General features: G+C 23.5%; 14 protein-coding genes (1 of these 14 running past the window's edge). 3 read left to right on the top strand and 11 right to left on the bottom strand.

All coding sequences use genetic code 11. The annotated features are described in order from the left end of the window. The 8 genes in view from ACTT9L_RS04780 to ACTT9L_RS04745 are tightly spaced (at most 20 nt apart) and all read right to left on the bottom strand, a layout consistent with a single transcriptional unit that may run on beyond the window. Positions 1-879: the 5' portion of an acyl-CoA reductase gene (locus tag ACTT9L_RS04780; RefSeq protein WP_440928187.1), read on the bottom strand. 303 nt of this gene lie to the left of the window's left edge; 879 of the gene's 1,182 nt are visible here — the first part of the coding sequence; its start codon is at positions 877-879; its stop codon lies off the left edge, out of view. A gap of 12 nt (positions 880-891) precedes the next feature. Next, entirely contained in the window at positions 892-1,950 is a 1,059-nt protein-coding gene (locus ACTT9L_RS04775) for a LuxE/PaaK family acyltransferase (RefSeq protein WP_440928186.1), read from the bottom strand. After that, positions 1,951-3,339 carry an AMP-binding protein gene (locus ACTT9L_RS04770; RefSeq protein WP_440928185.1) on the bottom strand — a complete coding sequence of 463 codons (1,389 nt, stop codon included), beginning with the start codon at positions 3,337-3,339 and terminating at the stop codon, positions 1,951-1,953. Continuing rightward, positions 3,339-4,319: a transketolase family protein gene (locus tag ACTT9L_RS04765; protein WP_440928184.1), complete on the bottom strand. Its 981-nt coding sequence runs from the start codon at positions 4,317-4,319 to the stop codon at positions 3,339-3,341. The genes ACTT9L_RS04770 and ACTT9L_RS04765 overlap by 1 nt, the downstream gene beginning before the upstream one ends. Further along, positions 4,319-5,098: a transketolase gene (locus ACTT9L_RS04760; RefSeq protein ID WP_440928660.1), complete on the bottom strand. Its 780-nt coding sequence runs from the start codon at positions 5,096-5,098 to the stop codon at positions 4,319-4,321. Before ACTT9L_RS04760 ends, ACTT9L_RS04765 begins: the two co-directional genes overlap by 1 nt. Positions 5,099-5,118: 20 nt before the next feature. Beyond that, positions 5,119-5,862, bottom strand: a complete 744-nt coding sequence (locus ACTT9L_RS04755; protein ID WP_440928183.1) for an SDR family oxidoreductase — start codon at positions 5,860-5,862, stop codon at positions 5,119-5,121. Continuing rightward, entirely contained in the window at positions 5,855-6,178 is a 324-nt protein-coding gene (locus ACTT9L_RS04750; RefSeq protein ID WP_440928182.1) for a hypothetical protein, read from the bottom strand. The genes ACTT9L_RS04755 and ACTT9L_RS04750 overlap by 8 nt, the downstream gene beginning before the upstream one ends. Further along, on the bottom strand, positions 6,179-7,456 hold the full coding sequence (locus tag ACTT9L_RS04745; protein WP_440928181.1) for a glycosyltransferase family 61 protein: 1,278 nt from the start codon (positions 7,454-7,456) through the stop codon (positions 6,179-6,181). 33 nt (positions 7,457-7,489) lie between these two features. Here ACTT9L_RS04745 and ACTT9L_RS04740 point away from each other — a divergent pair, with 33 nt between their 5' ends. Both ACTT9L_RS04740 and ACTT9L_RS04735 read left to right on the top strand, forming a co-directional pair. Continuing rightward, positions 7,490-8,209, top strand: a complete 720-nt coding sequence (locus tag ACTT9L_RS04740) for a class I SAM-dependent methyltransferase (protein WP_440928180.1) — start codon at positions 7,490-7,492, stop codon at positions 8,207-8,209. Then, the gene (locus ACTT9L_RS04735; protein ID WP_440928179.1) at positions 8,199-9,263 is read left to right on the top strand and encodes a glycosyltransferase 61 family protein; all 1,065 of its coding nucleotides are present in this window, start codon (positions 8,199-8,201) and stop codon (positions 9,261-9,263) included. Before ACTT9L_RS04740 ends, ACTT9L_RS04735 begins: the two co-directional genes overlap by 11 nt. Here the strand turns inward: ACTT9L_RS04735 and ACTT9L_RS04730 are convergent. From ACTT9L_RS04730 to ACTT9L_RS04720, 3 genes are read right to left on the bottom strand one after another with little or no spacing between them, the layout of a single operon-like run. Continuing rightward, positions 9,253-10,845, bottom strand: coding sequence for a GMC oxidoreductase (locus ACTT9L_RS04730; protein ID WP_440928178.1), 1,593 nt, complete (start codon positions 10,843-10,845; stop codon positions 9,253-9,255). The genes ACTT9L_RS04735 and ACTT9L_RS04730 overlap by 11 nt on opposite strands. Next, on the bottom strand, positions 10,832-11,305 hold the full coding sequence (locus tag ACTT9L_RS04725; protein ID WP_440928177.1) for a 3-hydroxyacyl-ACP dehydratase FabZ family protein: 474 nt from the start codon (positions 11,303-11,305) through the stop codon (positions 10,832-10,834). The genes ACTT9L_RS04730 and ACTT9L_RS04725 overlap by 14 nt, the downstream gene beginning before the upstream one ends. Before the next feature lie 9 nt (positions 11,306-11,314). Next, the gene (locus ACTT9L_RS04720) at positions 11,315-11,566 is read right to left on the bottom strand and encodes an acyl carrier protein (protein WP_440928176.1); all 252 of its coding nucleotides are present in this window, start codon (positions 11,564-11,566) and stop codon (positions 11,315-11,317) included. 130 nt (positions 11,567-11,696) lie between these two features. On the opposite strand from ACTT9L_RS04720, the gene ACTT9L_RS04715 reads away from it, so the two are divergent. After that, the gene (locus tag ACTT9L_RS04715; protein WP_440928175.1) at positions 11,697-13,229 is read left to right on the top strand and encodes a hypothetical protein; all 1,533 of its coding nucleotides are present in this window, start codon (positions 11,697-11,699) and stop codon (positions 13,227-13,229) included. The last annotated feature ends 3 nt before the right edge of the window (positions 13,230-13,232 follow it).

Raw genomic sequence — 13,232 nt, 5'->3', positions numbered from 1 at the left:
TTTTTTATTTTTGTTTAAGTAATATGTAAAATTATTTTTTATTGAAATATTTTGTAATAATTTTAATTTTTTATTTGTTTCAGGTAAATTATTCTCATATTTTTTTTTTATTAAATTAGAAAGTTCGTCCCAAAAATTTTCTATTACTTTGTCAGAATTTTTAGAATTTTTAATCCAATAAATCACTTTAGGTGATGAGCAACCCATTTGATCAAATGTATAAACGTCATTATAAAAGTTATTAATAAAATTAATAAATTTTTCATTTTTGATTTTTAATAGTTTTGAACAATCAATTATACAACCAGATGTTTTTGATGGAAACATCAAATCTACATTCTTTAATTTTGTTGGATATTCTTTAAATCTTTTAATAGTTTCATCCCCTCCCCAAATTAATCTCACATCAGAAATTTTTGAAAGATGTAATGAAATTTTATCTGATTTTTCGTATCTTATAAAATGAATCATATTTTTTATTGATCTAAACTGTTTTAATTTTAAATTTTTGTTAATGATTGAAATTAATTGATCAATTTCATTAAACTTTCTTGTAGGAATTCTAATTACATTAGTACATCCTGATAATAATCCAAACAAGGTAGTATAAGCAAAATTCATTGGAACATTTGAGGGCGGAACATGAAATGCTAAACCTCTACCTAATAGGTTTAAATTATTTCTAGTATTATTTTTTTTAAATTTAATTAAGTTTTTTTTTCTACACCAAAAACCAAACTGTTTTAAATCAGGATAAATATTATATTTTTTATTTTTCATGATTTCTTTTGATAAATTTTCACAAAACTTAATGATTATTTCATCAAATGGTTTGCGTATAATTATTTTATAATTAGAAAATTTAGAAACTATATTCATGTAATTTTAATTTTAAACGTTACTACATCCTCTTGCTTCAGCATTTTTGACTCTCTTCAAATATGAAAAATATTTTCCTTTTCGACCGCATTTACAATTGTCCTCTCCAATTATTGCACCCATATCCTCGGTTAAAATGTTATGACCTGGATAACTAATAGGTAGAATTGACATAGTCTGAATCAAACCAAATTTTTTGTTTTTTTCAACCCCAAGATTTTTATCTCGTATTAAAATATCTGAGAAAATAGAGCTATGGAAATATCCTTCTTCACACTCCATATAAATTGATCCAGCTTGTTCTATCATTCCATAATAATTATAGATCTTCCTTATATTAGTTATTTTTCTTAATTCATTAGTAAATTTTTTTTTAGATATTGATTTATTTTGAAGTTTTTTCCATCCTCCACCATGAATCAAATACCAATTATTTTTAGGAAATTTAATTTTATTCTTTTTTAATTCCTCTAATAAATTGTCCCAAATATTATCTGTCATACCAAAAAATAATATTTTATTTTGTTTGTAATTCTTAATTATTTTAATTATTTTTTTTTTATCCATAGAATTATTTTCTTTAAGTAAAAAAATCTTTTTTTTGAAATTTCTTGAAATACCTTTGATAGCAACTGTTTTTGCATCAAAATATTTTTGTTTTTTTATGTTTTTTTCATTTCCAATTATTATTATTGTATCTATAGTTTTAGGTATAAAATCAAAAATTATCTTTTTTAACACTTCTGCTTGTATAATAGATGTTTGGAAATCAATATTTATTTTTGATTTGACTTGTCCGGAAGTACCAGATGAATTCATTGTGAAAAAATTACTATTTGTTGATTTTAAATTGAAGTTTTTAAAAATATTTGAGTGAATATAGGGCAGATCACTCAAACAATTAATCTTATTTAATTTTTTAAAAAATATTGAGGAAATTTTATTGTATTCACTACAATTTTTTTTATGAAATCTACTTAAATTCTTTTGAAATGTAAAAAATAATTTATTCTTATCCTCTTTTTTTAATTCATAAGGATTTAAATTTAAAAATTGTTGAATATCATTCATTTATAATAGGTTATAATTTATCTTCCCATTTTTATTTCTGGGTATTTTTTTAATCTTAAATAAAACGAAAGCTGTTTTATTAAGTTTTGTAATATTAAAAATATTATTAAGCAAAATTGTTTTTTTATATTTTTTTTCATAAAATACTTGAATTTTATTTTCATTTTCTTTAATAGCTACCTCTATATTTTTTTTATAAAGTTGACTCTCTATTTCATCTAAATTTATTCTGTAACCAAATATTTTTGCAAATCTATTTTTTCTACCCACAATGTATAAGTAATTTTCACTGTCTAAATATCCAATATCACCTGTATTTAGTCGTTTTATTTTATTTTTTTTACCTAAATCCTTATAACTATAAGAATATCCTAAAAATACATTATCCCCTGTTACTGATATTTCACCCACTTTATGTGTGTCAACAGATGCTTTTGTTTTTTTTAATATATTTATTCTACAAGAGAAAACATTTTTCCCAACGCTATTAAATTTAATTTTATCTGCACTTAAATTTAAATATGAAATTCTCGGTGAAGCTTCTGTTTGTCCATACATAATAAAAAGTAGTTTATTATTTTCTATACATTTTTTTAACAACTTTTCTTTTATCAAGTCATTCAGTTTACCACCAGCTTGAGTAATAAACTTGAGATTTTTATTGAATATATTGTTTATTCCAATTTTATTAAGTATTTCATAGGTAAATGGAACTCCATTAAAATTTGAAATTTTAAACTTTTTATATAGTTTCCAAAAATCTTTTTCAAAAACTGTTTTATTTGTAACAATTATTGCACCCCCTACCTGGATATGAGAATTTACAACTGAAAGCATGTAGCTATAGTTAAATGGCATATTAGTTATAGACCTATCATTTTTACTTAAATTTAAATATTTAATTATATCTTTTGTATTCTGAAATAAGTTTTTGTAACTCAACATTACATATTTTTTTGATCCAGTTGTTCCAGAAGTTGGCATTAACAAGCAAAGATTTTTGATAATTTTGTATGAAACTCTTTTCTGATTTAAAAAAATAAAATTATTTTTTTCATTATAGATTATTTTAAAATTATCTATTTTTTTTAAAATAAGTTTATCTGAGCTGATTATATATGTTGGTTTATATTTTTGAACTAAACTCTTCAATTCTATTAAATTTAATTTTTTATCTATAAGAATGATGGGAATTTTTAAATATAATAAACATATGTAATTGATTAAAATTTCTTCTTTATTATGACAAATTATTAAAGTTAATTTTCTTTGCTTTATAACGTTTTTTAATTGATATAATGCTTTTAAGATATCTTCATAATATATTTTTTTTTTTTCAGTTATAAGAGCTTCCCTATATTTATACTTTTCTAAATTTTTAAAAAACATTATTTTGATCTTTTGTATATCTTTAAGATCTTTTTTTTAATTTTGTTGGATGACATGCCGTGATAGTCAATTAAATAATCATATCTGCCTGTAGGACCAAATCTGTCTGGCAAAGTTATAGTCTCTATATTTATCTTATGATTAAAATTTATTAGCTTTTCTATTATTGAGCTTTTTAAACCTCCTATTTTACTATGTTCTTCAACTATTAGAATATTTCTAAAGTTTTTAGAATATTCAATTATTTTTATATTAATCGGTTTAATTTTATGAACATGAATAAATTCAGGAAAGATTTTATTTTTTTTAAGATTATTACATGCAATTTTGACCTCTGTAGAAATATAACCAGTTGATAGGATCAGTAATTTTTTATTAAGTCCTTTGATAATTTTGTTTTCTTTTAGATGATTATATTTATAAGGCTTCTCGTAGAGCAAGTTAGTATTTGATGGTCCTGTAAGCCTTATATAAGTTGGACCTCTATCGTTATTTGATAAATCATTTAAGATATTTTTTAATTCCATACAATCACCAGGTGAAAATATTTTAATTCCTGGAATTGTTTTTATAGTTCCTACGTCCTCTAATCCATAATGACTGTTGCCTAAAAATCCTAATGAAAGGCCACTTCCTAAAGCTACAACGTTTACGTTGTGCTTCATATATCCCAGATTCATTCTAATTTGTTCTAAAGCTCTCATTGATAAAAAAGGAGCAAATGATGTTACAAAAACTTTATATCCTTCCTTAGAAAGTCCTGAAGCTATTCCAATTAAATTTTGTTCTGCAATCCCTACTGATAAATATTTATCTGGAAACTCTTTTTTAAATCTATCTAAGCCAGATGATCTTCCCAAGTCGGCTGATAGAACCATGAGTTTTTTATTTTTTTTTGCAATATTTATCATAAATTGTCCAAACATTGCTCTTTGACCAAGTCTAGACCATTGTTTTAAAGTTTTTAAATCTATTTTCATTAATTAAGACCATCTAACGCTTGGTCTAATAGTTTTTTTGAAAGCATACCATGATGCCAATCATTGTTATTCTCCATAAATTTTACTCCCTTTCCTTTAATTGTTTTAGAAATAATTACTGTAGGCATATCTCTCTTAGTTTTAATTATAGCGGAGTTTATTTCATCAGGATTATGACCGTTAATGTTTATACAATTCCAACCAAAACCTTTCCATTTTTTGTATAAATTATTTGTATTCATTATTTTATTTATTTTCCCATCATTTTGATGCCCATTGCTATCTACAAATAAAATTAAATTATCTAATTTTTGTTCAGTAGCAGTTATAGCAGCTTCCCAAATTGCGCCCTCGTAGCATTCACCATCTCCTATTAAAACAAATACTTTATTTTTTTTTTTACTTTTTTTATTTGCTATTGCAATCCCAATTGCAAAAGATAGACCTTGACCAAGACTTCCATTAGAGGACTCAATTCCCATTCTCATATTCGCAATAGGATGAGCAATTAGCTGACTTCCATTTTTTTGATAAGTTGATAACTCTTTATCACTAATTTTTTTAAAAATGTTTAAGACACTTGCTAGAGCCAAAAACCCATGGCCTTTACTTAAAATAAATCTATTTTTATTATTTGAGTTTTTAACAAAAATATATTCATTATAAATTACTGCTAAAATTTCAACAATTGATAGTGCTCCCCCAATATGAGTACTCTCGTTTGAATTATAGCTAGCTTTTAAAATGATGCGCCTCATTTCTCGACAAATATTTTGCAATTCCTTCAACTTTGATTTTATCAAAACTTATTTCCCCCATCTAAGTATAAAACTTGTCCATTTAGGTACGAGGATTTATTTGATCCTAGAAAGTTTATTAAATTAACAATATCTGATGTATTGCACATTCTATTTGAAAAAGAGTTTTGAATGAAATCATTTTTTATTTGATCATCCATTAAATTGCTCATTTTTGATAAAAAAACATTTGGAGCAATACAATTTACACGAATCTTGTAATTTGAAAATTCATTAGCAAGAATTTTTGTAGAATACATTAAAGCTGCTTTACTAGCTCCATAACTTAGGAAACCTCTATAACCCAGATTTCCAGATATCGAACCTATATTTACTATCGATGCATTTGTAGATTTTTTTAAAAATCTAAGTGTTGTTTGAATTACTTGAATTTGAGAGAAAAAGTTAACATCAAAAACATCCTTCAAATTTTGCTTAGATGTAAGTTCAGTTATGCCTCCTTTAGCTATACCTGCGTTATTTATTAAAAGATCAATTTTAAAATTTTTTTTTTTTAAATAGTTTGAAATTTTTTTGTGATCTTTATCTTTTGTAATATCAAAAACAACGACATCAATTTTTTGATTTTTATTTAGCTTCTTACTTTTTATAAATTTTAAGAAATTAATATTTTTTCTTTTTATGCAGCAAACAATATTAGCCTTTTTTTTATGAAAATTGCTTATAAGATCTCTACCTAATGAACCATTTGCACCAGTAATAAAAACATTCTTATTTTTATACATTTCTAAATTTTGATTTCATTTTTGTAACTTTACTCAATAGTTTCAAATTAATAGTTTTTCCAGACTTTAATTTACTTAAAAAAATTGTATTTTTATCTATATTTTTTATGACTTTTTTTGAGGTGAAATAACTATTTAAAATTTCATCTGAAAATAATTTCTCAATGTTCTTTTGATTAACTATACATTTTTTTTTTTTAAATATTAAAAATAATGACCTAATATTAATTATTCTAGAGGCCTTTGGCATACCAAAATATTTGTCATCAGGTATTAATTCATCAATACATTTCTTAAATTTTATGTAATTTTTCATTTATATATCTTGATTAATTATTTTTTTTTTCAGAATTTTAATAAATTTTTTTATATCAATATAGTAATTTTTCTTATGATCATTAGTTGGCTTTTCTCCCATGGCAACAAAAAAATCTATTTTTAACATTTGAGCTACACATAAAAAAATGTTGTTTGGTTGTTCTGGTGATTGGATTTCTATAATTTTACATTTTTTTGATGCAAACAAGGTATGAATACCTCCGGCTCCATGTGGCATGATAATAATTTTGGCATTTTGAAAAAGATTAATTTGATCATGTAACTTTAGCTTGCTTAATTCATACTTTTTAAAATTAATTTTTTTTAATTCAACAAATAATTGTTCTTCATTTAAAATATTCCTATGACTTGTATCTCCCCTTGATATAAAAACTAGTTTACTAAAATCTTTTTTATTTTTAATTTTTTTAATCCCAATTAAAAACTTTTTTCTTAACCACAAAATTAATTTTTTGTTTAATACAGGTGGAGACGGAATTGAAGGGAAGTATAAATTTTTACATAATAAATCTTTTTCTCCAGTTATTAAAATTTTATTTTTAATTCCTAAGATTTTTAAAGTTTCTTTTTGAAAATTTGATAATGGGTTTTTAGAAATTAAAGGAATTTTTTTTAAATTAGGAAATATATCTATGAAATACAGTCTTGTTAGGTTTTCAAATGTCCAATGAAAAACTTGATTATCATCCCTTAAGGATAAATAAATTACTGGTTTATTAATAATTTTTAATTTTGAATTTGATTTATAAATTTTAATTCTTTTTTCTACAACGTTGTTATTTAAAAAATTTATTTTACATAATGGAAAATTGTGAGTATTAGGCCATTTATTTATTTGAAAATCTGCCCATCTTTCATCACCATATCCTTCTACTAAAGCTAAATTTCTGCTTTCTAAAATTAACAAGGAGTCCTTGATAACTTTTACATTCTTAAGTTTTGCAAAAATTGAACCATTAATAATTTTTGCTTTTTTAAGATCATTGATTGAAATACCGTTATTTTTTTCAATAAGAAATTTTTTGTTATATTTTGAATTGTATAAAAAATTAATTTTATTAATTTGTACATGATTACTATCAAATAATTTCGTCCAACTATTATCTTTCGATAAGATAAAATTATTTCTATTTAATTCTTTAAAAACTTTCTTGATAGAAATAAACTCATAACTATGAAAATTTTCATTTTCAAGATTACTTGATTTCTTTGAAATGTGTTTTAATTTTTTCCAAACTGATATTATTTGTACCATTTTTTTTATTTAGATATATTATCCATCATTAGCATGAAAAAATTTAAATATTTATTAAAAACGTTAATACCACCTATAATTCCTATAATTATTGAAAAGATAAGGAAAATTACTGATGTTAAAAAAGAAAAAAAATTTTCTTTTAATTATGAGTCTAATTTTTATAATCGTTTAGCATTTGTTAATAAGGCGATTTCTCTTTATGAGGGATGTAAATATTTAGAAATTGGCGTTTGTACAAATGAAGTTTTTAATTCAGTGCCATTAAGTATTTTAAATAAGGTTGGTGTTGACCCAGTTCAGGGGGGGACACACAGAATGACAAGCGACCAATTTTTTAAAGAAAACAAGAAAAAATTTTCTGTCATTTTTATAGATGGTCTGCATGAATATGAACAATGTCAAAAAGACTGTATTAATGCGCTAAACTCTCTAGAGGATGACGGCATAATTCTGTTTCATGATTTTCTTCCAAGAAATGCTTTAGAGGAAAATGTTCCCCCTAAACAAAGAACTTGGAGTGGTGATGTCTGGAAAGTAGCCGTTGAAATCAATAATTCTAAAAATATGGATTTTGTTATTGTCAATATAGATAGAGGTATTGGTCTTTTAAAAATAAAAAAAGGTTTTGAATATATTAAAAACAACGAATTAAAAAATAAGGATTTTAATCATTTTATAAATGATTATTACAAAAAATTGCCAATAGTAAGTTCTGAAGATGGTTTAAATTTTTTATCGAATGAGAATTAATAAATTTTTAAAATTTTCTTATCATAGAATTAAAGATATTTTTAATTCTAACCACAAAATAAACCCAATTGGTATAAATAATGAAACCATTACTCATGATTTAATTCCCTTTGTAAACACAACAGAATTCAAATATTGGAATATAGAAAAACAAAATGGCGAACTAATTAGTTACGATGGAGGTTCACAGAAAACAAATGCTAATTATCCAATTATTGAAAGTTGGTTAAAAATTAATAATACCACTTTTACACCAAACAAACATTTTATTAATCAACAACATAAATTACTTCAAAAAAATATTAATAAAGAAAAACATTTTATAAATGATGAATTGTATGTTTTGCCATATTATACTAGTGTATTTGGACATTTCGCTGGAGATTTATTAGGTTCTTTTTTATTTTTTTTAAGTAAAATTAAAAAAAAGTCAAAATTTTTTTTATATACTCCATCATCTTATTGGGATGAATTTTTTAAAGAAAAATTTGGTAATAAAGTTTATTTAATAAATCCAACAGAAACTTTGAATAAAAATATAATTTTTAAAAACTGTAAGGTTTTACCTAGAATGAGCACAGCACAGAACTTTATTTTAGCAAAAAATTATATGAATAGATATATTCACACAAACTTTAAAGAAGAAAAAAATTTATTTCTTTCTTCTGGACGATCAAGCAGAATTTCAAACATAAAAGATGTTGAGAATTACTTCAAAGAAAAGGAATTTGAAGTTATTGATCCTTCGAATTTACCTATAATTGATTGTTTATCAAAAATTAAGAATGCTAATGTATTGGTAACTGAAAAAGCGTCAATTTTAAATAATATTCACCTAGTAAGAGATAAAAAATATTTTATATTATCATCCAGTTCCGAAAGAACTAATTCTAAAAAATCTTTTACTTACGCAGGAATTTATAAATCTCTAAATGAAGGAATTTCTAAGGATATAATTTGTGAGGATGATCCACAAAATCAAACAGTCAAACCTTTTAAGAAAAGAATTCGAGTAAATTTGAGTGATCTAAATAAAATTGACTTTAAGGATTAAATTTCTTTTTAATATAATCCGTTATTCTTAAGCTTAATGCTTGTATTGTTGAGACTGGATTAACAGCACCAGATGTTGGAAAAATACTACTATCTATTATGTAAAGATTTTCAATATCATGAGATTGACCATATTTATTTACAACAGAATTAATTCTATTTGTTCCCATTCTTGCTGTCCCTGCGGTATGCCACCCAGCATACCTAATTGGAGCTGTTACAATTATTTTTTTAGCATTTGCAAGTTTTAGCAATTTTTTAATATTTGTAGAGGCATGTGAAAACATATTTTTTGTATTTTGATCTACTTTATAAAAAACCTTAACTCCAGGCATACCAAGTGAATCTTTATTTTTAAAGTCTAATTCAATTCTGTTCTTTTTATTTGGTATATCTTCACAAATAACTGCTATTGGAATTGTTTTTCCATAATAATTAAAAAAATTTCTATGAAAATTTTTTCCAAAGTTGAGTCTACCAATCTTTCTTAGGTATTTTGCAAAATTTAATGGTATTTCAGGTCTTAACACATGAATAGTATAACCTCTCTTAAAGTTATTTTTCTTATTAGTCTCATAAAACTCATGACTAAATATATTACATCCTTGAGGTAGAGTGTGCGAATTTATAATCTTATTAAATTTACCCTCAATATACATCAGTGGGTGTAACATCAAGTTTTTTCCAACTAAACCAGAACTATTTGCAAGACCATTAGGATAAAATTTATTTTTAGAATTTAAAAGTAATCTAGCTGATCCAATTCCACCACAAGCAACAATTATAATAGAAGCAAAGAATTCTATTTTAATATTATTAATATAATTTTTGCAAATAACAGAACTGACTTTATTTTTATTTTCATTTTTAATTTTTAAAACTCTATGTTCACTTAAAAATTTTACATTTTTTTGATTTGTTAATTTGAGGTATGTATTATCAACACTAGATTTAGAAGTATAAGGATATAGTAAATTATAATAATCAGATTTAATAAACTTTTTTTGGATTTTATTTTTTTTTGTTGAAATTGCACTATAAGATGGCCACCAATGCCAACCAAGTTTATTAAAAGCTTTAGCAAGCTTTTCACCAGCAAGTTCAATTGGTAAAGGTTTGTTTAAATTTCCAAATGATGTTGGATAAGCAGGATCACCTTTTAAGCCTGCTACATTCATTTTTTTATCATTTAATTTATAATACTTAACTAAATCATCGTACTTTAAAGGCCAGTCAGTACCAACCCCATCCATTTTTTTTGTTCTAAAATCTGATGGATGTAATCTTGGAAAATGACCAGAATAAATTATAGTAGAACCTCCAATTGCATTATAATTTGCAATTTCTATATCAGAATCTGAATTATCAATTGGATAATCAAATTTTAATTTTCTTTCGTTTGGATTAATTTTAAATTTTTTATCGTTATTAGAATTCCATTTTTTTACTTTTTTTGAATTATAGTTTATGAACGGCCCTTGATCTAGACATAATACTTTGTATTTTAAACCTAAATTCCATGCTGCTGTTATTCCTGATGCACCAGCACCAATTATTATAACGTCAAAGTTATTTTTTTTCATTTTTTTTTGGTAAATACTTTTCTAGAATTTCTGGAATAGTAATTACCATTGTTGCTTCACAAGCAACATCATCGTTGACCAGACCTACACCATGACCCTTACAGATGCCTCTTGACCATGATAAGACTTTTGTTTTTATAATAAGTTTTTCACCAGGTTTTACTTCTCTGCTAAATTTTACATTGTGTGATATTGCATGTGTTACTTTACCTTTATTACCAGGCAAAGTAGTAATAGCCACAGTCAACATTTGCGCTAGAGCCTCTAATTGTAATGCCCCAGGAACATTTGGGTTATCTTTAAAGTGTATAGGAAAAAACCATTCATTATTAGTAAAATTTTTGAACCCTTTTGCAAATTTACCAGGATAAACTTCGCTTACATGGTCGATCATTAGAAATGGATATCTATTTGGCTGGTAATCTAAAAGTTCGGTACAGTCTAAAGAAAATTTTTTCACAATTATAAATTATATTAGAATTTTATATTTCTTGAGTAATTTAATTCCCTTTTTATAGGAACTAAAGTCAATTATATCATCCATCTCCATTGATATATTAAATGAATTTTCTAGCTCACCAATCATATTCATATGACCTACAGAGTCCCATTCTTTTATTGTATTGTATTTTATATCTTTTTTTAAATCTTTGTCTTTCAAACCAAAAGTTTTTTTAAAAACTTTTTCATATTTTAATTTATTTTTAATATTTTTACTCACTTTTTACCTATAAAATTATATATTTAAGATATTTAAGTATGTCACTAATTATTTTGATTTTTATTTACATCTACTGATTTATCAGCATTTATTATTAATAAAATAAAAAAATTATTAGGTTTAAAATTTAATGAATAAAATTGCTTTTTACTGTGATTTTGGAAAAATTTATGGACATGGACATTTTTCAAGACAATTAAATTTATATAAAAGTTTATCAAAAAAAAATAAATGTTTTTTTATATTTACTAAAAAACAGATTGAAGATGCCAGAAAGATATATAATAAAGCTAAATTTATTAGAAGGAGTAATATATTAAATCATAAACAAAATATAAAAATTTTAAAAAAAAATAGAATATCTATAATTATTATAGACTCTTATTTAATTTCTCAACAAGATGAAATAAATTATAAAAAAAATAATATTTTTGTTGTAAGTTTTGATGATTTTAATAAGCCGCATAGTTCACATTTAATTTTTTCATCAATCAATTATGTTGAGAAAAGAAAAAATAAATTTAATTCGCAACTTTGGTATTATGGACATAAATTTAATTTAGTTCAAAAACCTAAGTTAAAAAAAGTAAAAAAAAATACAATTTTAATTCATGGAGGTGGACAAAGTCATTATGAATTGTTTGAGAAGTTTTTGCAAGAAACTATCATTTTTTTTACAAATAAAAATTATTCAATTGATATTTTATCAACAAATAAAAAATCAAAGAATTTTCTTAAATTAAAAATTTTAAATAAAATAAAAAATAAAAAAATAAATATAATTAATTATACTAAAAATTTATCAAATCAGTTATCTACTTATGAAATAGTATGTGGGCCTTTAGGTGTTACAACATTTGAAACAATTCTATCAAAAACTTTACCGGTAACAGTTTCTATTTATAAAGATAGATATTATAATTTATCAGATTGGATTAAGTTAAATCATTTAATGCATTTAAATTTTTATGAAAAAAAAAATAATTTTTTAATTAAACAATTGTGGGAGTATACTATTAAAAATTATCTTGATTTAAAAAGAAATATAAAACTCTCAAAAAAATATTTAGATGGCAACGGTTTAAAAAGAGTCGAAAAATTAATACTAACCAATTATAACAAGTTTCAAAATAATAAAAAAATAAATCAAGAAAATAACAACAAGAATTCAAATTTGTATACTTTAGAAAAATGTGACTCTTCTTTTCGAAGATTATTTTTAAATGCTAGAAATAGAAAAATTAATAGATTTGCAACAAGATTTTCGTCAAAAAAAATAAGCTGGTTTGAACACCTTGAATGGTGGAAAAATAAAAATATAAAAAAATTTTTAATAAAAAAGGGTAGTTCTATTAAATCATTTTTTTGGCTTAGAAGTTTTAGAATTAATAAAAATAAATATTTGTACAGTGGATGGTTTATTAAAAATTCATCTAATTTAGATATTAAATTAGCCAACAAAACGATTGAACTAAAAGTAGTCACTGCTAAAAAACACTTCAAAGGATATTTGTGGATTATTTTTATGAAAAAAAATAATACTTTTGTAAAATATCTTAATTTGAAGAATGGATTTAAAATTGTGAACAAAGTTAAAGAAAAAAGAATGAAAAAATTATTTAATCTTTCAGATGATTATTTAACTATGGAGATGAAAATTTGAATT

The sequence above is a fragment of the Candidatus Pelagibacter sp. genome (assembly GCF_052049675.1).
Classification (GTDB): domain Bacteria; phylum Pseudomonadota; class Alphaproteobacteria; order Pelagibacterales; family Pelagibacteraceae; genus Pelagibacter.
Note: the sequence above shows the minus strand (reverse complement) of the source record. Positions and strands in the feature narration are given on the sequence as shown.

Bases quoted from the DNA above. Each gene is read 5' to 3' on its own strand.
- ACTT9L_RS04715 (WP_440928175.1), top strand. From the start codon at position 11,697: ATGAATAAAATTGCTTTTTACTGTGATTTTGGAAAAATTTATGGACAT.
- ACTT9L_RS04775 (WP_440928186.1), bottom strand. From the start codon at position 1,950: ATGAATGATATTCAACAATTTTTAAATTTAAATCCTTATGAATTAAAA.
- ACTT9L_RS04750 (WP_440928182.1), bottom strand. From the start codon at position 6,178: ATGAAAAATTACATAAAATTTAAGAAATGTATTGATGAATTAATACCT.
- ACTT9L_RS04745 (WP_440928181.1), bottom strand. From the start codon at position 7,456: ATGGTACAAATAATATCAGTTTGGAAAAAATTAAAACACATTTCAAAG.
- ACTT9L_RS04730 (WP_440928178.1), bottom strand. From the start codon at position 10,845: ATGAAAAAAAATAACTTTGACGTTATAATAATTGGTGCTGGTGCATCA.
- ACTT9L_RS04755 (WP_440928183.1), bottom strand. From the start codon at position 5,862: ATGTATAAAAATAAGAATGTTTTTATTACTGGTGCAAATGGTTCATTA.
- ACTT9L_RS04735 (WP_440928179.1), top strand. From the start codon at position 8,199: ATGAGAATTAATAAATTTTTAAAATTTTCTTATCATAGAATTAAAGAT.
- ACTT9L_RS04740 (WP_440928180.1), top strand. From the start codon at position 7,490: ATGAAAAAATTTAAATATTTATTAAAAACGTTAATACCACCTATAATT.
- ACTT9L_RS04765 (WP_440928184.1), bottom strand. From the start codon at position 4,319: ATGAAAATAGATTTAAAAACTTTAAAACAATGGTCTAGACTTGGTCAA.
- ACTT9L_RS04770 (WP_440928185.1), bottom strand. From the start codon at position 3,339: ATGTTTTTTAAAAATTTAGAAAAGTATAAATATAGGGAAGCTCTTATA.